The 20,830-nt window shown below is 66.0% G+C and carries 22 protein-coding genes and 1 pseudogene; 14 read left to right on the top strand and 9 right to left on the bottom strand.

Features of this window, described 5'->3' with window-relative positions; translation table 11 throughout:
• Positions 1-14 precede the first annotated feature (14 nt).
• From EA472_RS04170 to EA472_RS04180, 3 genes are read right to left on the bottom strand one after another with little or no spacing between them, the layout of a single operon-like run.
• Entirely contained in the window at positions 15-875 is an 861-nt protein-coding gene (locus tag EA472_RS04170) for an ABC transporter permease subunit (RefSeq protein ID WP_124190248.1), read from the bottom strand.
• Positions 872-1,627 carry an ABC transporter ATP-binding protein gene (locus EA472_RS04175; RefSeq protein ID WP_124190249.1) on the bottom strand — a complete coding sequence of 252 codons (756 nt, stop codon included), beginning with the start codon at positions 1,625-1,627 and terminating at the stop codon, positions 872-874. The genes EA472_RS04170 and EA472_RS04175 overlap by 4 nt, the downstream gene beginning before the upstream one ends.
• Positions 1,624-3,561, bottom strand: coding sequence for a NosD domain-containing protein (locus EA472_RS04180; RefSeq protein WP_124190250.1), 1,938 nt, complete (start codon positions 3,559-3,561; stop codon positions 1,624-1,626). Before EA472_RS04180 ends, EA472_RS04175 begins: the two co-directional genes overlap by 4 nt.
• Positions 3,562-3,654: 93 nt before the next feature.
• On the opposite strand from EA472_RS04180, the gene EA472_RS04185 reads away from it, so the two are divergent.
• The 3 genes from EA472_RS04185 (at position 3,655) to EA472_RS04195 (ending at position 5,218) form a co-directional block, all read left to right on the top strand.
• The gene (locus EA472_RS04185) at positions 3,655-4,101 is read left to right on the top strand and encodes a universal stress protein (protein WP_124190251.1); all 447 of its coding nucleotides are present in this window, start codon (positions 3,655-3,657) and stop codon (positions 4,099-4,101) included.
• Positions 4,102-4,196: 95 nt separating this feature from the next.
• Positions 4,197-4,649, top strand: a complete 453-nt coding sequence (locus EA472_RS04190; RefSeq protein ID WP_124190252.1) for a universal stress protein — start codon at positions 4,197-4,199, stop codon at positions 4,647-4,649.
• A 140-nt stretch (positions 4,650-4,789) separates the two neighbouring features.
• Positions 4,790-5,218, top strand: a complete 429-nt coding sequence (locus EA472_RS04195) for a hypothetical protein (protein WP_207891120.1) — start codon at positions 4,790-4,792, stop codon at positions 5,216-5,218.
• Positions 5,219-5,235: 17 nt separating this feature from the next.
• Here EA472_RS04195 and EA472_RS04200 read toward each other — a convergent pair whose 3' ends face one another.
• Both EA472_RS04200 and EA472_RS04205 read right to left on the bottom strand, forming a co-directional pair.
• Positions 5,236-6,114 (bottom strand): universal stress protein, encoded by an 879-nt coding sequence (locus EA472_RS04200; protein WP_124190253.1) that lies wholly within the window; start codon positions 6,112-6,114, stop codon positions 5,236-5,238.
• Between the two features lie 160 nt (positions 6,115-6,274).
• Entirely contained in the window at positions 6,275-8,821 is a 2,547-nt protein-coding gene (locus tag EA472_RS04205) for an efflux RND transporter permease subunit (protein ID WP_124190254.1), read from the bottom strand.
• A 336-nt stretch (positions 8,822-9,157) separates the two neighbouring features.
• Here EA472_RS04205 and EA472_RS23315 point away from each other — a divergent pair.
• The 4 genes and pseudogenes from EA472_RS23315 to EA472_RS04225 all read left to right on the top strand — a co-directional run bounded on the left by EA472_RS23315 (position 9,158) and on the right by EA472_RS04225 (position 11,993).
• Positions 9,158-10,275: pseudogene (locus EA472_RS23315) on the top strand (class II histone deacetylase).
• A 265-nt stretch (positions 10,276-10,540) separates the two neighbouring features.
• Positions 10,541-10,966, top strand: a complete 426-nt coding sequence (locus EA472_RS04215) for a universal stress protein (protein WP_124190255.1) — start codon at positions 10,541-10,543, stop codon at positions 10,964-10,966.
• 3 nt (positions 10,967-10,969) lie between these two features.
• A complete protein-coding gene (locus EA472_RS04220) occupies positions 10,970-11,419 on the top strand; it encodes a universal stress protein (RefSeq protein ID WP_124190256.1) in 450 nt (149 codons plus the stop codon).
• A gap of 148 nt (positions 11,420-11,567) precedes the next feature.
• A complete protein-coding gene (locus tag EA472_RS04225) occupies positions 11,568-11,993 on the top strand; it encodes a universal stress protein (protein ID WP_124190257.1) in 426 nt (141 codons plus the stop codon).
• A gap of 19 nt (positions 11,994-12,012) precedes the next feature.
• On the opposite strand, the gene EA472_RS04230 is transcribed toward EA472_RS04225, so the two are convergent.
• On the bottom strand, positions 12,013-12,474 hold the full coding sequence (locus EA472_RS04230; protein WP_124190258.1) for a universal stress protein: 462 nt from the start codon (positions 12,472-12,474) through the stop codon (positions 12,013-12,015).
• Between the two features lie 124 nt (positions 12,475-12,598).
• Between EA472_RS04230 and EA472_RS04235 the strand changes: the two genes are divergently transcribed.
• Entirely contained in the window at positions 12,599-13,951 is a 1,353-nt protein-coding gene (locus EA472_RS04235) for a sulfatase family protein (RefSeq protein WP_124190259.1), read from the top strand.
• Between the two features lie 44 nt (positions 13,952-13,995).
• Here EA472_RS04235 and EA472_RS04240 read toward each other — a convergent pair whose 3' ends face one another.
• Positions 13,996-14,739, bottom strand: coding sequence for a sugar phosphate isomerase/epimerase family protein (locus EA472_RS04240; RefSeq protein WP_124190260.1), 744 nt, complete (start codon positions 14,737-14,739; stop codon positions 13,996-13,998).
• Between the two features lie 160 nt (positions 14,740-14,899).
• The gene (locus EA472_RS04245) at positions 14,900-15,349 is read right to left on the bottom strand and encodes a universal stress protein (protein WP_124190261.1); all 450 of its coding nucleotides are present in this window, start codon (positions 15,347-15,349) and stop codon (positions 14,900-14,902) included.
• Positions 15,350-15,642: 293 nt separating this feature from the next.
• Between EA472_RS04245 and EA472_RS04250 the strand changes: the two genes are divergently transcribed.
• Together EA472_RS04250 and EA472_RS04255 are read left to right on the top strand one after the other, a co-directional pair.
• On the top strand, positions 15,643-16,086 hold the full coding sequence (locus tag EA472_RS04250; protein WP_124190262.1) for a pyridoxamine 5'-phosphate oxidase family protein: 444 nt from the start codon (positions 15,643-15,645) through the stop codon (positions 16,084-16,086).
• A gap of 42 nt (positions 16,087-16,128) precedes the next feature.
• Positions 16,129-16,569, top strand: coding sequence for a CBS domain-containing protein (locus EA472_RS04255; RefSeq protein WP_124190263.1), 441 nt, complete (start codon positions 16,129-16,131; stop codon positions 16,567-16,569).
• 51 nt (positions 16,570-16,620) lie between these two features.
• Here EA472_RS04255 and EA472_RS04260 read toward each other — a convergent pair whose 3' ends face one another.
• Complete coding sequence (locus tag EA472_RS04260; protein WP_165874817.1) at positions 16,621-17,211, bottom strand: vitamin K epoxide reductase family protein; 591 nt, start codon at positions 17,209-17,211, stop codon at positions 16,621-16,623.
• A 289-nt stretch (positions 17,212-17,500) separates the two neighbouring features.
• Between EA472_RS04260 and EA472_RS04265 the strand changes: the two genes are divergently transcribed.
• The 4 genes from EA472_RS04265 to EA472_RS04280 all read left to right on the top strand — a co-directional run bounded on the left by EA472_RS04265 (position 17,501) and on the right by EA472_RS04280 (position 20,829).
• Entirely contained in the window at positions 17,501-17,941 is a 441-nt protein-coding gene (locus tag EA472_RS04265; protein ID WP_124190265.1) for a thioredoxin family protein, read from the top strand.
• A gap of 12 nt (positions 17,942-17,953) precedes the next feature.
• On the top strand, positions 17,954-18,235 hold the full coding sequence (locus tag EA472_RS04270) for a hypothetical protein (protein ID WP_124190266.1): 282 nt from the start codon (positions 17,954-17,956) through the stop codon (positions 18,233-18,235).
• 264 nt (positions 18,236-18,499) lie between these two features.
• Positions 18,500-20,011: a phosphoenolpyruvate carboxykinase (ATP) gene (locus tag EA472_RS04275; RefSeq protein WP_124190267.1), complete on the top strand. Its 1,512-nt coding sequence runs from the start codon at positions 18,500-18,502 to the stop codon at positions 20,009-20,011.
• A 572-nt stretch (positions 20,012-20,583) separates the two neighbouring features.
• On the top strand, positions 20,584-20,829 hold the full coding sequence (locus EA472_RS04280; RefSeq protein WP_124190268.1) for a sulfurtransferase TusA family protein: 246 nt from the start codon (positions 20,584-20,586) through the stop codon (positions 20,827-20,829).
• Position 20,830 lies beyond the last annotated feature (1 nt).

Raw genomic sequence — 20,830 nt, forward strand, 5'->3', positions numbered from 1 at the left:
CGACAGTCCAGACCTTATCGGCCGACGGCCCAGACGGCGACCGCGAGCGAGGCGACGGTCCAGATCACCAGGCCAACTAGGCTCGCTACCGGCGAGGCGACGCGGGGGCCGGTTCCCGACGCCACGATCACCGTCGTCTCGAGGACGAGTCCGCGGTAGGCGCTGAGGGGACTCGCCGCCAGCGTGTAAAGCAGGTCCGCGTCGCCGACGATTCCCTCGGCCAGCCCGTAGACGATCGCGAGGTCGAAGCCGACGAGCAACGCGACGAGCGCGACGACGGAGAGCCCCAGTGCACTCCTGGTCACGCTGACGACCGCCGAGATCGCGACGGCGACCGCGAGCACGGCGAGCCCGAAGAGGACGGTCAACACGAGAAACCGTGCGAACAGGATCGGCGAGTCCGCCCCCGAGTGACTGGCGTAGACGCGGACCGGGTCGTCGCCGCCGACGGCGATCGCGATGGCGGCGATCGCGAGCGCGACCGCGATCGTCACGGCGAGACCGATCGCCCGCCCCGCGTACACGCCGAGCACCAGTTCTCGCGCCGAGACGGGGTACGTCTCGAGAACGTCGAGTTCGCCCCGTTGTTGGTCGCCGAGGATCGCTCGGTAGCCGAACGCGATCGCGACGATCGGGACGAGCAACTCGAGCGGCGTCAGGAGGTCGACGATCGAGGGGAGATATCCCGCGGTGAACCCGTCGCCGATCCAGGTGATGCCGACGACGACCGCGGTCAACGTCGCGGCGAGCAGGAGAAGCGAGCGGGCGCGGACCACCGTCCGGACCTCGCGGACGACGACCGCCTCGAACAGTCGACGGCGCGTCGGGGGGGCTCGGCTGCGGCCGCTCCCGGTCGACGGACTCGAGTCGCTCACGTCGTCACCCCCTGGACGCGAACGGTTCGAGTGTCGCCGCTGATGGCCTCCTCGTATACCGCTCGAAGCGAGTCCAGTTCGAGGCGGTTGCGGACGTCAACGGGATCGCCCCGATCGACGATCGCACCGTCGTCGAGTATCGCGACCTCGTGGGCGTGACGCTCGAGGAGTTCCAGGTCGTGCGAGCTGAGGACGACCGCGGTCCCCGTCCCGGCCAGCTCCGTCGCGATCTCGAACACGTGCGTGCTCATTCCGGGATCGAGTCCGCTCGCAGGCTCGTCGAGGACGACGACGGGCGGATCGCCGATGGTCGCCTGAGCGATACCGACCAGGCGCGTCATCCCTCCGGAGAGAGCGTCCACCGGCCGATCGGCGGCGTCAGCGAGACCGACGCGCTCGAGGTGCTCGATCGGGGCCTCGTCGTCGTCACCGACGAGCGACCCGTAGAACCGGAGCGTCTCGCGGACGGTAAATCCGGGACGAAACGCCGGCTGCTGGGGAAGGTAGCCGATCCGTCGCGTCGCGTCGGGCCCTCGGTAGGTGACGGAGCCGCCGGTCGGCTCGAGGAGGCCAGCCAGCACCCGCAGCAGCGTCGTCTTTCCCGAGCCGTTCGGGCCGATCAGCGCGGTCACCGCGTCGGCGCGGATCGGGAGCGTGACTCCCTCGAGAACGGAGATCGATCCGTACTCGCGGTCGACGTTCTGTGCGTGCAGTATCGGTTCGGTCGCCGGTGGTGTCTGACGTTCGCTCATGGTGATGGTCCCCGCTCGATCCGTTCGCACGACCAGGCCCGATCGGCCCACGGCGTCTCCGCGAGCAGGTCCGGTTCGTTCGGCTCGCACGTCGGCGCGAGGTCGACGACGCTGCCGGTCCGCATCCCCGGAACGGTGCCCTGGAGTCCGGAGATCGCATCCAGCGCCGGCGAACGGGCCAGCGTCTCCGCACCGTCGGTTCGGTGGAGCTGCCGGTCGACCGGTGCCGTCGGCGAGTACGGACCGTCGACAGTCCGGTCGCCGGTGATGCTGCTCGCCCCCTGCCAGTAGTTACCCGTGCCGTCGTGGGTCCAGACGCGAAGCGGTCCGGTCCCAGCGTCGGCGTGAACGTCGTTCTCGACGAAGTCGTTCTCGAGAACCTGGTTCGTCGGCAACATCGCGCGAACCTGGGCACCGATCTCGTTGCCGGCGACGACGTTGCCTTCGTAACGCGATCCCGTCGCGTCGATCCGGAGGCCGACCCGGTTGTCGACGAGGAGATTGTCCGCGACGTACGAGTCGCTGCCGTCGGGAAAGAGCCCGTACTCCGCCCCGCGGATCTCGTTGTCCACGATCGCGTTGCGCTCGGGACCGGTCATGACGTAAATCCCCGTGCTCGACTGATTCTCGAGGCGGTTGCTCGCGAGCAACGCGTCGGACGTGTGCATCAGGTGGACGCCGAGTCGGTTCCCCTCGAGCGTCGAGTTGCGGACGACAAGCCCCGTCGAACGGTGGGAGTAGACCCCGTCTCTGCCGTCGGAGATCGTCGCGTTTTCGACGACGGTCGGCGAGTGAAACGCGAGAACGCCGGCGTGTCCGTCCTCCCAGCGCTCGGGGCTGTCGACGGTAACGTCGCGGACGACGGAGTTCTCGCTTCGACGGAGGACGACACCGGTGACCTCCGAGTCGACCGAGACGTCCTCGATCAGCGATTCGTTCGCCGTGTGCAGGCCGATCGCGGCGTCGCTGCCGGCGTAGTTCCGCTCGAAGGTGTCGTCCCACTCGCCGTCGTGTTCGTCGCCGGGAAGTTCGCCATCGCCCTGTCGCTGCGACCCCGAACCGGCGACGGCGAGGCCGACGGCGGCGGTTCGATTCGCCGTCGCGGTGATCACCGTCCCGTTCCCGTCGCCCCGAATCGTGGCGTCGTCCTCGCCGCGTAGCGTGATCGACCGGTCGACCTCGAGCGTCTCGTTGTACGTTCCCTCGGGAACGAGCACGGTCGTGTTCTCGGGTGCGCTGTCGATCGCCTCCTGTACCGTGGCGGCGTCTTCGCCGACGACCGTCGAGACCGGCCGATCGGCCAGCGCGGAGACGGCCTCGATCCGTTCGTCGGCGTTCTGATGCTGCTGATCGACGCGATCGCGAACGACGGTCGCATCGTCCATCTCGACGTCCCGATCCAGGAGTTGCTCCCACGCGACGACCGACCCGCCGTGGGAGTCGACGAACGCCGTCGCGTCGTCGCGGTCCGCAAAGGGGACGATCGTCTGCCCGCTCGGCGTCGTCGCCTCGCTCCCGACCGCGAACCACGCGGATTCTGCGTCGGTCCACGCCGGCTCCCGATCGGCCGTCGGGTGACCGTCGGCCGACAGTTCGACGTCGACGCTCGAGTAATCGCTCACGTAGACGGTTCGCGGGTGGCCGAACCGGTCCGTGTGGCCGGCCTCCCGAAACGAGGCGACGAACATCTCGACGCCGTAGTAGCCGACGACGTACTCGTACTGTGAGTAAAACACCTGCGCTCTCGGGAGCCGAACGTCGTCCTCGAGTCCGTACTCGTCTTCGAGCGCGAGCCCCATCGACACGGTGTCGTCGAAAAGCACCGGATCGGGATCTGCCGTCCCGCCGTCGACGACGAAGACGCCGACGGCGACGACGGCGATCGCGACGAGTATCGCGACGACGAGCAGACGGATTCGCTGGCGCTCGATCACGGTCGATTTTGGGACGGGAGCTATCTATACCGTCTGGTCCGACGCTCGAAAGTCGGCCGTTAGGACTTGGTCCGTCCCCTCCGATCGTCGAGTATGTACGACACCATCCTCGTGCCGACGGACGGCTCAGAGAAGTCGAACGGCGCGCTCGAGCACGCGATCGACCTGGCGTCGACCTACGACGCGACGTTGCACGCCCAGTACGTCGTCGAGTCCTCGCCCGCGTTCTCGGCCGAGCTGGACCCGGAAACCGAAGACGAGATCTACGGCTCGCTGTTCGAGGCCGGCCGCCGGGCGGTCGAAGACGTCGCCGCTCGCGCCGACGACGACGACGGCGTGACGGACGTCGAAACCGCCGTCGAACGTGGCCGGCCCCACGAGGAGATCCTCGCGCACGTCGACGACGCCGACGTCGATCTCGTCGTGATGGCAACCGCCGGCAGAACGGGAGCGTCCCGCGAACTGATAGGCAGCGTCGCGGAGCGGGTCGTCCGATCGTCGCCGGTCCCGGTTCTCACCGTGAACGCGGACGGCGAGTAGACGCGCTATCCGCCGTCCGAAAACCCGTCTCACGTTCCGGTTCGGCGGGAGCGACCTCCACTACTATCAGGGTCGACCGAGTAGACGGAAACGGAATGTACGAACGGATCCTCTTGCCGACCGACATGAGCCCCGGCGTCGACGACGCCATCGATCACGCGGTCGACGCCGCACGGCGGTACGACGCGACGCTACACGTTCTGTACGTCGTCGACGCGGAAGCCTACAGCTCCTACCCCGGCGACGAGTACGTCCACGAGTTCGAGGGGTTAGAGAACGCGCTCGAGCAGGCGGGTCGCGACGCCGTCGACGAGATCGCACGGCGGGCCGACGAGGCGGGCGTCGAGACGGAGACGGTCGTCAGACACGGCGTGCCACACGAGGAGATCCTCGTCTACATGGACGAAGCCGGCGTCGACCTGACGGTCGTCGGCTCGAAAAACCGATCGGGCGAGTACCGCCGCCTGCTCGGGAGCGTGGCCGAGCGCGTCGCGAACATGGCCGAGCGACCGGTGACGATCGTGAAAACTCCGATCGACGGGGAGTGAGGCGGGCTGGCGTCCGTCCGTTTGCGACGACCGCAGCCCGCACCGTTCGCGACTCCGCCGGGAAGCCGTGCGGCCGTTCCCTCGAGTCGATCCGAAGACCGGTCGGTACGATTATAGTTCGCTCGTTCTAAAATCGGAGTATGTCCCGACTCCTGTTTGGCGCGGTCGGCGTCCTCGTCGCACTGGCACCGAACGCGGTAATCGACGCCTACGAGGCGGTCGCCCTCGAGAACCCGCACGACTGTACGGCCAAACCGTGGCTCGAGCCGGCGGTACGAGCGGAAGGCGTCGTCTACGCACTGGCCGGCCTCGCCGGCGGACGGTCGTACGCGTGGGTAATGAACGTCGCCGGCGTCGCCGGCCTCGTCGCAGCGCTCGCGCCGAAACGGTACCTCGAGTTCGGCGCGGCCGTCGCCTACGAGAACGGGGACGAGGTCGTCTGGAAGGACGGTGTTACCACGGCCGTGCGCGTACTCGGCGCGGCGTTCGTCGTGCTCGCGGTTCGGGCGGCCGCCGGACGCCGCGACGGCGAATCCGCGACCGAGGTCGAGATCGACGAGAGCGAGTGAGCGTCGGCGTCCGAGCCTCACCTGACGGTGAGGACGGGAACCGGAGAGCGGCGGACGACCTGCGCCGTCGTGCTGCCGAGCAGGCGACTCGAGTCGAGCGTTCGTCCTCGCGTACCCATCGCGACGAGGTCCGCGTCCGCGGCCGACGTGGCGGCGAGAACCTCCGCCGCCGGCGCGCCGCGGCGGAGTTCGGTCGTCGCCGAGAGGTCGCGCTCTCGAGCCGTCGCGGCGACCTCCTCGGTGGCCTTTTGCCCGCCCTCCCGGAGCAGCCCGATGACGCTACGCGGTGCGTCCTCGAGATCGTAGACCGTGGCGTCCACAACGTAGACGACGTGAACGTCCGATCCGTACGTTTCCGCGAGCTCGAGAGCGGTTTCGGCGGCGCGTTCGGCGACGTCGCTCCCGTCGGTCGGGACGACGACGGTGTCGTACCCGTCCGATGGCGGCGACGGTTCCGCGCCGTCGTCCGCCAGTCGAATCGAGAGAACGGGGACGTCCGCCCGGCCGAGGACCCGTTCGGTCGTGCTGCCGAGGCGGGCGCGATCGACGCCGGTTCGGCCGTGGGTTCCCATGAGAATCAGGTCGACGCCCTGCTCGTCCGCGTAGTCGAGGATCTCCCGGTACGGAACGCCGTCGCGGACTTCGCGGGCTGCGCCCAGCTCCTCCTCCTCGAGCCGGTTCGCGATCCGGATCGTCGCCTCCCGCCCGCGTCGTTCCGAGGGGGCCGAGAGCGCGTCGCGCTGATCCGGATCCAGCCCGCCGGGAATCGATCCCGAGTCGACGACGAAAAGGGCGTGCACGTCGGCCCCGTACGTTCGGGCTATCTCCGTCGCGTGAGCGAGTACCGCCTCGGAACCGGCGCTCCCGTCGGTCGGAACGAGTACGTCGTGGAACATACGTCCCGTACCACGGTGGAACACATCAAACGCACCCCCGATCGGATCGCGGATTCGACGAAATCCGAGACAGTGAATCCCATTACTTCGAAAACCGAAGTAACGGAGGAAGACGTTCCTCGAGGTGGTAACGAGCGACTGTCAACCAGAACCGGACGCATCACTCGTGAGTCGAACGGTCAGCGCCGATCCCGATCCGGCGATCCCAGAGGACGAGCAGACTCGGAAGGACGAGTACGCTCGCCACCCAGGCGAACGCGATCGTCAGGGCGGTGACGGCACCGAAGCGTTGCAGCGACGGGACCAGCGTGAGCGTGAGAATTCCAAAGCCCGCGACCGTCGTGAGAGCGCTCGCCAGCAACGCGCCGCCGGTTCCCCTGACGGTCGCCGAGAGCGCCCCGATCGGTTCGTCGGCGTCGTCTCGCTCCTGGACGTACCGCTCCGTGATGTGGATCGCGAAGTCGACGCCGATACCGATCGCGATCCCGGTGATGATCGCCGTCTCGCTGTTGTACGGGATCTCGAGCAGGTACATCGCCCCCAGGATCCAACTGAGCGCGAACAGCACCGGGAGCATCGTCACGACGCCGAGGGAGTACCGCCCGTGTCGTCGGCCGAACAGCATCGACAGGAACGTCCCGACCAGGACGAGCGTGATCGTGAACGTCGTCACCAGCGTCTCGAGGACGGCGTCCTGGACGACCTCGAGGACGATCGGCTGGCCGGTCGCGACGGCGTCGACGCCGTCGGGTTCGTCCGCGATCGCCGCGGCCTCCCGAACCTCCGTGAGCAGCGCCTCGCCGTCGGCGTCGCCGCGAACGCCGATCTCGATGCGAGCGGCCTCGTAGCCGCCGTCGCCGTCGGTCGCGACGACCGCGGCCATCGCCTCCTCGTCGGCCGCGAACGCCGCGTCGAACAGCGCCTCGATCTCGCGGTCGGGGACGCCGTCCCCGGATTCGTCCGAACGCTCGAGCTGTGCGGCGACGGTTTCGTTTTCGGCCGCGACGGACTCGACGACGGAGATCGGCGTCTCGACGGCCGCTTCGCCGGTCGCGTACCTGAACGTCGTCTCCGAGTCGTTCGCCGCGGCCGCCGCGTCGTCGATCGCCTCGAGCGCCGCCGGATCGGTCACGTTCCCGGTTATCAGAACGCCGGCGCTCGTGCCCGCGCCGGGTCCGCCGAACGTGGCGTCGAGGTACCGGGCCCGTTCCTGAAGCTGGTAGTCACTCGGCTGTACCGGTTCGGGTACCGACTCCATCCACGTCGGGCGCTCCTCCGGGAGGAAGTCGTTCTCGTCGATGCTCGTCTCGACGTTGGCCGCCCCGCCGGCGGCGACGAGACTCACGACGAGGACGATCGCGACGATGGCGAGCGGCGCTCGTCTCGCGCCCGCGGCGCCGACCCCCAGTATCCGCGAGGAGAGTCCGCCCGTGCCGAACGCGCGCCTGTCGCGGTCGATTCCGTGGGCCTCGAGCGCCGACTCGAGTTCGTACTTGACGGCCGGCAACAGCGCGCCGAAGACGACGAACGCCGCGAGGATCCCCAGCCCGCTGAGCAGGCCGAAGTCGCGGATCGACGCGAGATCGCTCGAGAGATTGGAGAAAAAGCCGATGCTCGTGGTCACGGTGGTCGCGCCGATCGCGACGACGACGCCGGCGAGCCCGGCCACCATCGCCGTATCGACCGTCGCACCGGGTTCCGCTCGCTCCTCCCGGTAGCGCATGACGACGTGCAAGGCGTAGTCGATGCTCAACCCGATCAACAGGAACGGAACCGCGACGAGAATCTGGGTGAACTCGATGCCGAGCCAGCCCACGAAGCCGCCCATCCAGACCAGCACGAGCGCGATCCCGGCCAGTCCGAGCGTCACGTCCAGTACGTCGCGGTAGGCGACCGCGAGCAGGGAGACGACGAGCACGAGCGCGATCGGCCCGACGAGCGCGAAGCTCTCGCCGGTCGCCTGACCGGAGCGTTCGTCGACGATTCCCGGTCCGAACGCGAACGACTCGAGTCGGTCGCCACCGGCGGCGTCCGCGGTTCGCTCCGTCGCGATCTCGTCGATCGCGAGCTGGGCGTCGACCAGTTCCGGCGGGAGTTCCTCGGCGTCTGGATCGCCGCGGTCGTGGGTCACGACGAGCAGTTGCGCTTCGGCGGTCCCATCGCCGGGTTCGTAGTCCGCGGGAACGAACGCCAGGAGATCCGTTTCGCCCTCCTCGAGGACCTCGGCGACCAGGTCGTCGATCTCGTCGTCGGAACGGGTCTCGATCGCGTCGCGGCGGTCTTCGAACGACGGATCGGACGGGGGCGGACCGGCCGCGTCCTCGGCGAGTGCCACGTCGGCGACGACGTTCGCCAGCGCGATCGTCGATTCCTCGTCCCGGAGCGTCGGTTCGACGGTCTCGTTTTCGGCGATCGCCTCCTGCAGCGAGAGCGACTCGAGCATCGCGTCCCGAGAGAGGGCGTCCCCGCCACCGGGGTCGCGCATCACGACCAGCGTCGTCACCGTCTCCTGGCCGGTGTCGAAGTTCTCCTCGACGTACTCGTCGGCGTCCGCCTCGGGCGAGTCCGTCTCGAACTCCGCGATGACGAACCCGTCGTCGGCCATCGTCGCGCCGTAGCCGACGAACGCACTCGAGAGGAGAACCAGCACGATGACGAGACGACTGCGCCGACGGACGAACGAGACGTACCGATCGACGCCGGTCATCGAACGCCCTCGCACGGCGGCACCGGAATCGACTCGAGCGAAACGTTCGCGAGCGAGAGACGACGCCACACGTCCATGGGCTCACTCGCGGGACCGAGACGAAAGACGGTTTCGCCGAGTTTCGCACGGTGATGAAATCCCGCGAGTATCGACGCCCGAACGGAGAGGAGGCCGTATCACCGCGTTTGGAGAGTCGTCCCGCGGTGGTGTCGTCGAACTGCACCGCCGAACACGCAGTACGGCGGTGCCTGTTTCGGGAGCGTGTCGATACGGTACCCGCCCATCTCGAATTACCAGTTCGCAAGGTACTATGCGAACCCGTCCGGGACAACGTCCATGGATCGAACGATAACCGCCGTCTGGGACGAGAGTTTCATCGCTCACGAACAACCGGCCGGCGAGTTCGAATCCGAGTGGACGGGTCGAATCGCCTATCGAGAACCCCATCCCGACCGGCCCGAACGGATCAAAAACATCTATCGCATCCTCCAGGAAGAGCTCTCGGAGTACGTCGAGTGGGCTCCCGTCGAACCGGCTAGCCGCGAACAACTAGAACGGGTTCACACGAGCGATCACGTCGACGACCTGCGGGAGTTCTGCGCCGACGGTGGCGGTCGGCTCACGGCTGAAACGGGCGCGAACGAACACACGTACAGCGCCGCCCGTCACGCAGCCGGTGCAGCTGTCTAGCTGCGGATCGGGCGCTCGAGACGCCGCCCTCCGACGTCCCGTACGCGATGGTGAGGCCGAGTGGCTATCACGCTCAGCCGGAGCAGGTGGACGGCTTTTGCTACTTCAACAACGTCGCAGTCGCCGCCGAACACGTCCTCGAAACGACCCGCGCGTCCCGAGTAGCAGTCGTCGACTGGGACGTCCATCACGGGAACGGAACGCAAGAGTGCTTTTACGACCGCGACGACGTGCTCGTTATCGGCATCCACAACGACCACTGGTCGTGGGATGCGGACGCACATCCGTAGACGGGAAACCGCGACGAACTCGGCGTTGGTGATGGCGAAGGGTACAATTTGAACGTCCCCCTTCCGGCGGGGACGGGTGATCGCGTATACGAGTACGTTTTCGAGAGCATCGTCGAACCCGTACTGGCTGACTACGATCCTGATATCTTGTTGATCAGCGCCGGTCAGGATCCGGGAACCGTCGATCCGCTCGGACGCAACGTCGTAACGAAAGACGGGTTCGAAGACCTCGGCAGGTGGGCACGAGAACTGGCCGAAGCATGTGCAGACGGGAACCTCGCTCTCATCCAGGAGAGAGGATACCAGCTGAGTCACCTCGGGTACGCGACGCTCGGCGTGCTGGAAGGGGTCCTCGACGTCGAAACGGGAATCGACGATCCGATGGCGTGGATGAACGAAGATTACGCATCCGCGAGGCGCTCGGTCGATGAAACCGCGGACTTCTACTCCGAGTACTGGCCGGCACTCGAGTGATCAGGGGGGCCCATCGGATCGGTTCCCGGCAGTTACGGATCGGAGCGTCCGCAATAGGGAGTGGACAGATTTGCTCGCGAAAAAGCACCCCCACGCGTTGGGCCCTCTCAGCTTCGAAGGGGACGTCCCGATCCGAGTCGGTCAGAGCGAGGAGAGGCGGGTGCATCGCCGCGTCGGTCCGGCTGGCGGAAATTCGAGCCGAGACGGAGACGAGACGACGAAAACAGGAAGGAGTATTATGTCACCCGAGCGCGTAGGTTCGGCTATGAGCGAACGAATTCTCGTTCCGTACGACGGATCGGCGCCGTCGGAGAAGGCCCTCGAGTACGCCTTCGACACGTTTCCGGAGGGGGACGTGACGGCGCTGTACGTGATTCCGGCCCCCGAAGGCTACCGAGCGGTCTTCGAGGACGCAGAAGACAGGATTCCGGCCGCCGACGAGGCCCACGACCAGGGACGGACGATCCTCGACGAGGCGGGATCGATCGCGACCGAGCGCGGACGCGCGCTCGAGACGGAGATCGTCACCGGCAAACCGGAGCGGGCGATCGTCGAACTGGCGGAAGAAGAGGCGTTCGAGACGATCGTCATCGGCAGCCACGGCCGGGAAGGGGTCTCGCGGGTGCTGCTGGGCAGCGTCGCGGAGTCGGTCGTCCGCCGCTCGCCGATCCCCGTCTTCGTGGTCAGGTGAACGGTGCCGACCGACCACGCAGACGCGATCCTGGTGGCGACCGACGGCAGCGACGCGTCGACCGCGGCGCTCGAGCGAGCGCTCGCCGTGGCGGAGCGCACCGGCGCGGTCGTCCACCTCCTCGCCGTCGCGGACACCGCCGGCTCGCCGATGACGTTCGGCGTCGACGACGTCGAGGAGCTCGAACTGGCGAAACGGCGTCTCGTCGACGGCGTCGTCGAGACGATCGACGATCGAGACGTCGACGTCAGCGGTGTCGTACGACGAGGCGCTCCGGCGCGCGAGATCGTTCGGTACGCCGACGAAACCGACGTCGACGCGATCGTCCTCGGACGAACCGGACGCGCGGGCGCGGCTGGCGCGATGCTCGGAAGCACGGCGGATCGCGTCCTCCGACGGACGGGGATCCCCGTGCTGGTCGTTCCCGACGCACCGGAAGACGGCGGTTCGTGAGAGAACGCGCACGCTCCGACCGGCCTCGAACCGCGCGCGCCGAACTCGGCGGACGTCGGCGGGGTGACGGTGGCCGGGGAGCGGCGACGGCGATCGCGTCCGCGAGCGGGGACAAAGTCAGTATCCCTCGTCACGAATGGACGGTCGAATGCCCAGTTCGATCCTGGTCGCCCACGACGGCTCGTCCCACGCACAGTCGGCCCTGAAATACGCCCTCGAGACGTTTCCGGACGCGCGAATCGTGCTCTTTCACGCGATCGATCCGTTCGAAACGTCCCCGGGAGAGGACCGGCTGTCGTCGCTGACCGAGGAGTGGCTCCAGCGAGAGCGCGAAGCGGCCGAGGAGCTGTTCGAGGGGGCGCTCGCGGAACTCGACGTCGAACCGGATACGGTCGATACCGACACCGCCGTCGGGTCGCCGGCCCAGACGATCGTCGCCGCCGTCGAACGAACGGACGCGGACCAGATCGTCGTCGGCAGCCGCGGGCGCGGGGGCGTCGGCGAGTCGCACGTCGGAAGTACGGCCGAACTCGTCGTCAAACGCGCCAGCGTCCCCGTGACCGTCGTCCGCTGAGGTCCGAGCGAACGTGCGATCAGTGAACGGATTCGTCGCGAACGACGGTTACGCTTACGGGAGAGCGCCGCACGACGGTCTCGGCGACGCTTCCCAGGAGGATTCGGGTCGGGCCCGTCCGACCGTGGCTGCCCATGACGATCCGATCGACGTTGTGTTCCTCGGCGGCGGCGACGATTTCGCGAGCCGGATCGCCCGTCGAGTGATCGGTGATCAGCTCCGCGTCGTACTCGTCCGTCCGCTCGCGCGCTTTCTCGAAGAGTCGGTCCTCCTCGGCGTCGGCGCGCTCGTACCACTCCTCCGAGCCGCGAGGAGGTTCGGTACGGACGTCGACCGAGGTCGCCGAGCTGTACCCCGGATCCGTCGGATCGAGGACGTGGAGGGCGACGATCGTGACGTCGTCGTACTCCTCGAGGACGAACTCGAGGGCGCGCAGTGACAGCGGCGAGCCGTCGATCGGAACGAGTATTCGCTTGGTCATCGGACGAGCGTACCTCGAGGAGCGCCTAAATACTATCCGACGGATACGATCGCAGCCGCCGGATCGCCTCGAGGCGTGTCAAGCCCCCCATAATTATTCACGCCGTCGCCGTAGGTGGCCGTCTATGGTCACCTCGCGCCCGAACGTCGTACTGGTCACGTGTCACGATCTCGGCCGATACCTCGGTTGCTACGGTGTCGACGTCGAGACGCCGCGGATCGACGAGCTGGCGGAGACGGGCGTCGCATTCGACAATCACTTCGTGACGGCACCGCAGTGTTCCCCCAGTCGCGGGAGCCTCATGACCGGCCGATTCCCGCACGTCAACGGATTGATGGGGCTCGCACACGGCGACTGGGAGCTCGACGACGGCGAACGCATCCTTCCCCACTACCTGGACGACGCCGGCTACGAAACCCACCTGTTCGGGCTCCAGCACATCACCCAGGACACCGACCGACTCCAGTACGAGTACGTCCACTCCGAGGGCAATCTCTACCCCGGCGTCTCGCCGGCGGTCCACCAGGCCAATCGGGCGCGAAACGTGGCCGACGTGGTCTCCGGGTTTCTCGAGCGCGATGCGTTCGAATCGCCGTTTTTCGCCGCTGTCGGGTTCTTCGAACTGCACCGGGTCGAAGAGGAGAACGGTCGCTTCGGCTTCGACAGCGACCACTACGAAACCGACGACCCCGACGAAATCCGGCCGCTGTCGTACCTCCCGGACCGACGCGGCATCCGCCACGACCTCGCGGAGATGCGAGGCATGGTGTACGCCGTCGACGAGGCGATGGGAACGATCCTCGATACGCTCGAGCGGACCGGTCTCGAGGAGGAGACGCTCGTCCTGTTCACGACCGAACACGGGATCGCGTTCCCCCGGGCCAAGGGAAGCTGCTACGACGCCGGCATCGAAGCCGCGTTGTTGCTTCGCTGTCCGGAACTCGCGGCCGACGGGAGCCGGTACGACGAGCTGATCAGCAACGTCGACGTCCTGCCGACGCTGCTCGAGTTGATCGGCGAGGACGTCCCCTCGAGCATCGGGGGACGGAGCTTCCTGTCGCTTCTGGCGGAAGACGGCGAGTACGACGAGCGCGAGCGTGTGTTCGCGGAGATGACCTGGCACGACATGTACAACCCGGTGCGGGCGATACGGACGGAGCGCTACAAGTACGTTCGAAACTTCTGGCACCTGCCGAAGGTGTACCTCACCAAGGACATCTTCGCGAGCGAGGCGGGCCGGATGGTCCGCGAGACCGACGGCGTCCCGCCCCGACCGTACGAGGAGCTGTACGACCTCCAGGAAAGTCCCCAGGAGGACGAAAACGTCGTCTTCGAGCCGACGTACCAGGACGTCAGGCGCGACCTTTCTCGCCAGCTCCACGAGTGGATGGTCGAGACCGACGATCCGTTACTCGACGGGCCGGTTCCTCCCGGCGATTACGGGACGATCACGTCCTGGGCCCACGAGGAAAATTGATCCGCTCGTAGTCGGGGAGACGATGGAGACGCCGCGATCGAAGATCACTCGAGGGTCTCCCGCGTCCGTCGTGCGGTGTCGGCCAGCAGCTCGCGATCGTCGGTAAACACCTCGACGGCGACGGTGCCGTCGAAGCCCGCGAGGTGGTCGGCCACGACGCCGTAGTCGATTTCGCCGGCACCGATCGGGAGGTGGGTGTCCCCTCGGCTCCGGGCGTCGTGGACGTGCAGGTGCGAGACGAGGTCGCCGTACCCGGAGAGGAACCGATCGACGCCGTCGTCGCCGTCTTCCATGTACGCGTGTCCGACGTCGAAACAGACGGCGGTGTCGGTCTCGCGGGCGAGGTCTCCCAGAACCGACAGCGGGAGTCCGCGTTTCTGGTGGCCGACGTTCTCGACGACCAGTTCGACGCCGGCCTCAGCGGCGGCGTCGCCGATCGCCGAGAGCTGGTCCGCAAACAACGGTCGAAGGTCCGTATCGTGCGGGTTCCTGGCGGTTCCGTGGAGGACGGCCTTCCGTGCGCCGGCAGCACCGGCCCACTCGAGCAGCCGCCGCAGGTAGGAAACGATCGCGTCGTTGATCTCGGCGACGGGCGTCACGACCTCCTGTTTGAACGGCAGGTGAACGCAGAGGTCGGCGTCCGCGCCGGCGAGGATCGACTCGAGACGCTCGGCGTCGATTTCGCTCGGGTCGCGTCCCTCCCCCAGGGAGAGTTCGGCGAAGTCGAAGCCGTCGATCGTCCGCCGCGTTCGCTCGAGCGAATCGCCGACGGTGAGGCCAACGTTCATACCGAATCACGGCTCGCGACCCCCATAACCGCGACGGTGTCTCCCGGTCGGCGGGGGCCGGGGGCTCGAAATCGTACCCGACCGGACGGACCAGCTCCGATCGTGTCGATCGCACGAGACTGTCGGTTTCGTCGAGCGACCGGAACCGGGCCGACGGGGATCACGATTCCGAGTCGTCGACAGGTGGGACGTTTCGTCCCGTGATCACGATCGGCACGTCGGTCAGGAGAAGAAGGCTCTGAGCGACGCTTCCGTAGCTGTGTCGACCAACCGGTGGGTTTTTTCGCCCGCCGAGGACGATAGTCTGAACGTCGCGTTTCAAAACTTCCTGGCGGATTTTTTCGACGGGGTTGAACCGTCGATCGACGAGGGTGACGTCGACGTCTCTCTCCTCGAGGTACTGATAGGCAACGGCGACCGAGGTGACGACGTCCCTCGACGAGCCGCCGGATTTGACGGCGGCGGGTAGATCGTCGAGTTCGTCCCGTTCGAACACGAACACGAGGATCACCCGTACCGAGCGTTCCGCGTCCGGAAGCGATGCGATCCACCGAACCTGGCTTAGCGCGCGTTTTTCGTCTAGATCGACGGGCGCTAGTATCCGATGCATTGACGATAGTCGTGGTCAGGGCGATAACGAACGATGGAACGATTCCCAAAAACGGATGCTCGTGACGGTGATTTAAGATGTCTCGCGAACGCCCGTCGATCGCGCCAGTCGAGGTTCGTCGCGGGAGATCTATGGATTCCGACGACGATCCCACCGAAACTGTCCGTACATCGATCCCATCGCTGTCGTGCGATCGAGTGCGTACCGGCTTTCAGTGGCGACGATAACGCGACGAGCCGTCTGCGACGGCTTGCACTCGAAGTTTTATGTCGTGGCCGTGGTAGGGACGGGAGATGGAGGGACTTCGCTGGATCAGCCTGAGCGAGGACGAGCGAACCGAGTTCCTGGGAGACGGCGGTACCGGCGTCATCTCGTTTTCCACCGACGCGGGTGAGCCGCCCGCATCGCTTCCGGTGTCGTACGGCTACTTCGACGCCGACGAGAGCTTCTACTTTCGGCTCTCGTTTCCCCCTGGAAGCTCGAAAGACGAGGTCGTCGACAACCCGGTTACGTTCGTGACCTACGGCGAAGACGACGGCGGATGGAAGAGCGTCGTCGCAAGCGGCGTCCTCGAGGAACTGGACGACCTGCCGTACGACTCGACGGCGGTACAGGGAATGTGGGCGATCGACATTCCGACGGTCGACGTCTTCGAGCGACCGCGTGACGAGATCGAGTTTCACGACTTCCGGCTCGTTCCGGAGATGCTCTCGGGACGAAAGAGCGTCTCCGACTAGTGGCCCGAAAAGCGTAATCCGGCGGGATGAGAACCAGGTACTATGTGCGCTCGCATCGCGGACGTCATGACCGAAGACGTCGTCTCCGCCGAGAACACCACGTCGCTCGAGACGGTGGCAGAACGGATGCTCCGTCACGAGATCGGCAGCGTCGTGATCACGAACGACGACGTCCCTTACGGGATCGTCACGGAGACGGACGTCATCCACGCCAGCTACCGCACCGGGAAGCCGCTTTCGGAGATCGCCACGAAATCGGCGGCGAGTCACCCGCTCGTAACCGTCGAGCCCGAACAACCGGTTCGGCTGGTCGTCGAACGGATGCGGGACGAACGGGTCAAGAAACTCGTCGTCGTAGCGGGACTCGAGGTGAGAGGGATCGTGACGACTCACGACCTCGTCGACCACTACGGGGAGTTGACCCGAGACGTCAGGGAGATCCGAGAAAACCGGGAGCGCCGGACGGGATCGGTCTCAAAGTGAATCCTCGCGCCACTCGAACCGGGCAATCGGGTCCGGACGAGACGGCGTCGGTTACGCACCCGGAATCGGCGCGAGCGTGATACCGTACATGGCCGCGACCGTGATCCCGACGGTCGAAACGATCAACGGCGGCCAGACGCGGGTACTCGAGATCGTCGGTGCGACGCGTCCGCCACCGAGGAACTTCACGATCACCTCGATCGCGAACAGGCTCGTCGTCGCGGCTGCCGAGATCATACAGAACGGACAGATCGCGCCGATCACGCCGAGTTGCAGGTAGACGAAGTACGCCGACGCACCGAGTCCGGAGAGCGTGATCGCGAAGATGGCGCGCTCGAGGAGTTCGTGTTTAGTCTCGAGCCAGAGACCACCCAGGACGATCATCGTCACGTAGTATCCAGCGCCGATCAGCGCGAGCGGGATCGGCCCGACGTACGCCCACCCGCTCGTGATGACCGCCAGGCTTCCCTCGGGCTCGACGCCGGATGGCAGCGGCAGCGCCCAGAAGTGCACCGCCGTGAGGAAGGCGCTCGCCCCCCAGCCGATCACCGCGACGGCGAGGAAGGCACCTAACAGCGCGTTCACGTGCCGTCGGAGGTCGTACGAGGTCGACGTCTCGATTTTCGATGCGAGTTCCGTCATCGTATGCTGGCGTATGCACCAGGGGCACTTAGTTGTTTGTATAGTTGCCACAATATTGGACAAGATGAATGGCGACAGCGCGTCGAGCGCCGGGCGAGCTTCTCGCGGATCGAACGACACCACCGGCGGTGAGGTGGAATCACCACTGTGAACGATCCTGACGATCCGTATCGGTAGTAGTTCCGACGCCGGCCGACCGCCGTTACCCCGGGCTGTTCGACGGGTTTGGGGAAAGGTATTGTGCGAAACACACAAAGGTATTATAGTGTTCGAGCTCCTATTCTCTCCCATGAGCGACGCGATGGACGACGAACGCGAGCGAATCCGCGAGCAGAAGAAACGCGAACTGATGGAGCAACTCGAGAACGGCGGCGGGGCAAGCGATCCCGGCGACGACTCCACCGAAACACCGCCGGACGAGCCGATCGAGATCGACGGTGGTGACCACCTCGAGTCCGTGATCGACTCCCACGACGTCGTTCTGGTCGACTGCTACGCCGACTGGTGCGGTCCCTGTCAGATGCTCGAGCCGACGATCGACGCAATCGCGGCCGAAACGGACGCCGCCGTGGCGAAAGTCGACGTGGACCGCCACCAGCGACTCGCCCAGCGCCTGGGCGCACGCGGCGTACCGACGCTCGTCCTCTACGCCGACGGCGAACCCGTCGACAGGCGGGTCGGCGCACAGGATCGGGCGAGCCTCGAGGCGCTCGTCGAGCGCCACACCTGAGGTGTCGCCCCGGTGACCGACGATCGTGACGGCGTCCGCGTCTGGCTGGTCGAACGGACGTACTCCGACGACGAACAGAACCTGATCATCCTCGTCTACGCGACGCTCGACGGAACGCGGTACTACCGAAAGGAGCGGGCGCTCACGAGTGCGACCGACGAGCGACCGACGACGGCGGCGGTGACGGTCGAGCCGACGAATCTCGGCTCCGTCGACGATCCCGCGCTACGAACGCAGTACGCGACCGAAGCGAGCCGGATGGCCGACGAGCACGATCCGGACGACGACGTCTGAACGCGTCTCGGTCGTCCGTCGTCAGAGGCCGGCGGGGCTGGAGTCCCTCGAGCTAGTCGGCCGTTCCGTTCTCGGTCGCGATGTCCACGCCAGCTGTCCCCGTTCGCGACTCGCGAGATATTTCTTACTCGAAGAGTGAATTCTAGTGTGAGATTGGTTATGTATGAATTACTGGGTGGCTACCGTAATCGGTTAAATTGTTCTCACCATAGTGATACAAATATAACCATACACTTTACATCTCGGTCGTGGTGGGTCGGGTATATGTCCGAACGGAGAACGAAGTCCCGTCCGATCACGACGCGACTTCCCGACCCGCGGCGAGCGGAAAACGTCGTCTACGAGCCGACGCCCGAGGAACTGCGAGAGCTGGCGGCGGCCGACGAGACGACGACAGAGTACGGGTCGCCGTCGTACGTCAGCGAGTTCCGATCCCGGAGCGTCGAGCGGACGAAAAACGACGTCGACGACGAGTTCACCGCCGCCGACGAGGAGTTGCTCGAGGACGCGGTCGAGGTCGTCTCCGAGAGACGGACGATCTGCGTGGATCGAATCGTGGGACGACGACACGGGGCGTCGTTTCGCTGTCGGCTCTACGTTCCGACCGAGTACGCACGGATCGCGCTCGCGTGGGCGAACCTGTTCGAGCCGAGCGACGGTGGGGAGCCGGATCTGTACACGGTTCAGCTTCCGGACTACGACGAACTGGCGATCCGGGTCAGCCCCGAGGAGGGGTTCACCGCGGTGCTCGGCAGCGACTACACCGGCGAGGCGAAGAAGTCGGTACTCAGGCTGTTCATGTATCTCGTGAAAAAACGGGGTGGACTCGGACTCCACGCGGGCAGCAAGCGCGTCCGCGTGCGCGACGGCGACGGCGACCTACGCGAGGTCGGACAGCTGTTTCTCGGGCTCTCGGCGACCGGCAAATCGACGCTCACCTCCCACGGACTCTGGCTCGAGGAACCCGAACGGACGGTCATGCTCCAGGACGACGTCTGTGCGCTGTTGCCGGACGGATCGGTCGCGGGAAGCGAAGGAGCGGGACTGTACATCAAAACGATCGGCCTCGAGGAGGACGAACAGCCGGGCCTCTATCGGGCCGCGACCCACGAGTCCGCCGTTCTCGAAAACGTGGCCGTCGACGACGACGGAACGGTGAATTTCGACGATCCGAGGTACGGAACGAACGCTCGCGCCGTCGTTCAACGGTCGGAAGTTCCGAGCGCCGACGACGAGATCGACCTCGATCGCGTCGATCAGGTGTACTTCATCACTCGAAATCCGCTGATGCCGCCCGTTGCGAAACTCGACGAGAAGGAAGCCGCCGCCGCGTTCATGCTCGGCGAGTCGATCGAAACGAGCGCTGGTGACCCCGAGCGGGCCGGCGAGTCGATCCGGGTCGTCGGCACCAACCCGTTCATCGTCGGCTCCGAGGGGCGCGAGGGGAACCGATTCCGCGAACTCATCGAAGCGCTCGGAGTCGACTGCTACGTTATCAATACCGGATACGTCGGGAACGAATCCACCGACGTCGGCGTAACCGAGTCGGTCACGATCCTCACCGAACTCGCTCGCGACACCGTCGAGTGGACGGACGACGAGCGCACGGGCCTGACGATTCCGAGCGCCGTTCCAGGGCTCGACGTCGACGAGTACTACGTTCCCGATCACGTCGACGAGTACGCCGAGAAGGCCGCCGACCTCCGCGACGAACGTCGAGCCTACCTCGAGCGCTTCGACGAGCTCGAGTCGGAGATCGTCGACGCCGCGTACTGACCGGCGAGTGCGGATTCTCGAGTCGGGTCCGATAGCGATTCGGTGGCGGCGGTCTCGTATCGCTATCGAACTACCGATCGCCACCCGCACGGGAGAGCCGAGGATCGACAGCGCGGACCGCCGACCCCCGACGGGGTCAGGAACCGGCCGTTCGAGCGGATGCTGTACGAGACGGACTTCTCCGAGAACGCACAGCGACGTTAGGACTTCCGAAGGAAGACGAGGCCGAGCGTCGGCTGGACGAACTGGCAGGGACGCTCGAGGGCAGGGGAATCGAGCCGCGAACGGTCGGCGTCCGGGGCGATCCTGCCGAGGTCGTCGCCGTTTGCGCCACCGCGAACGTGTTGCTCGTGGCGGTGTCGTGATCGCGGAGCATATATTGCAAGTTAATAGCAATACTGCAACCGGATTCGAACGGAAGAAAACTCTGAGAGTTCGTTCGAGCCCGTCTACAAACGGGATTCGATCTCGTTTGTTGCTTGGATAGTGGAATACCGCACAATAATCGGTACGCTTTTATGGTCGAAGACTATATTGTGTAGTAGCTCCAATACAGAGCACCGATACCGATCATGAGTTCCGAATACGATATCGCGGAGATGCTCGACGTGAAAGGACAGTCCTGCCCGATGCCCATCGTCAAGACCAAACAGGCCATCGACGATCTCGAGGCCGGCGACGTACTCGAGGTGGTCGCGACCGACTCGGGCAGCATAAGCGACATTCGCGGGTGGGCCGACGGCACCGACGGGGTCGAACTCCTCGAGCAGGTCGAAGGCGACGATCAATACACTCACTACGTGAAGAAAACGGACTAAA

Source organism: Natrarchaeobius oligotrophus (genome assembly GCF_003841465.1).
In the GTDB taxonomy this organism is placed as follows: Archaea; Halobacteriota; Halobacteria; order Halobacteriales; family Natrialbaceae; genus Natrarchaeobius; species Natrarchaeobius oligotrophus.

Coding starts and splice junctions, on each gene's coding strand:
- EA472_RS04175 (WP_124190249.1), bottom strand. CDS start 1,627: ATGAGCGAACGTCAGACACCACCGGCGACCGAACCGATACTGCACGCA.
- EA472_RS04185 (WP_124190251.1), top strand. CDS start 3,655: ATGTACGACACCATCCTCGTGCCGACGGACGGCTCAGAGAAGTCGAAC.
- EA472_RS04190 (WP_124190252.1), top strand. CDS start 4,197: ATGTACGAACGGATCCTCTTGCCGACCGACATGAGCCCCGGCGTCGAC.
- EA472_RS04195 (WP_207891120.1), top strand. CDS start 4,790: ATGTCCCGACTCCTGTTTGGCGCGGTCGGCGTCCTCGTCGCACTGGCA.
- EA472_RS04200 (WP_124190253.1), bottom strand. CDS start 6,114: ATGTTCCACGACGTACTCGTTCCGACCGACGGGAGCGCCGGTTCCGAG.
- EA472_RS04205 (WP_124190254.1), bottom strand. CDS start 8,821: ATGACCGGCGTCGATCGGTACGTCTCGTTCGTCCGTCGGCGCAGTCGT.
- EA472_RS04215 (WP_124190255.1), top strand. CDS start 10,541: ATGAGCGAACGAATTCTCGTTCCGTACGACGGATCGGCGCCGTCGGAG.
- EA472_RS04225 (WP_124190257.1), top strand. CDS start 11,568: ATGCCCAGTTCGATCCTGGTCGCCCACGACGGCTCGTCCCACGCACAG.
- EA472_RS04230 (WP_124190258.1), bottom strand. CDS start 12,474: ATGACCAAGCGAATACTCGTTCCGATCGACGGCTCGCCGCTGTCACTG.
- EA472_RS04235 (WP_124190259.1), top strand. CDS start 12,599: ATGGTCACCTCGCGCCCGAACGTCGTACTGGTCACGTGTCACGATCTC.
- EA472_RS04240 (WP_124190260.1), bottom strand. CDS start 14,739: ATGAACGTTGGCCTCACCGTCGGCGATTCGCTCGAGCGAACGCGGCGG.
- EA472_RS04245 (WP_124190261.1), bottom strand. CDS start 15,349: ATGCATCGGATACTAGCGCCCGTCGATCTAGACGAAAAACGCGCGCTA.
- EA472_RS04250 (WP_124190262.1), top strand. CDS start 15,643: ATGGAGGGACTTCGCTGGATCAGCCTGAGCGAGGACGAGCGAACCGAG.
- EA472_RS04255 (WP_124190263.1), top strand. CDS start 16,129: ATGTGCGCTCGCATCGCGGACGTCATGACCGAAGACGTCGTCTCCGCC.
- EA472_RS04260 (WP_165874817.1), bottom strand. CDS start 17,211: ATGACGGAACTCGCATCGAAAATCGAGACGTCGACCTCGTACGACCTC.
- EA472_RS04265 (WP_124190265.1), top strand. CDS start 17,501: ATGAGCGACGCGATGGACGACGAACGCGAGCGAATCCGCGAGCAGAAG.
- EA472_RS04275 (WP_124190267.1), top strand. CDS start 18,500: ATGTCCGAACGGAGAACGAAGTCCCGTCCGATCACGACGCGACTTCCC.
- EA472_RS04280 (WP_124190268.1), top strand. CDS start 20,584: ATGAGTTCCGAATACGATATCGCGGAGATGCTCGACGTGAAAGGACAG.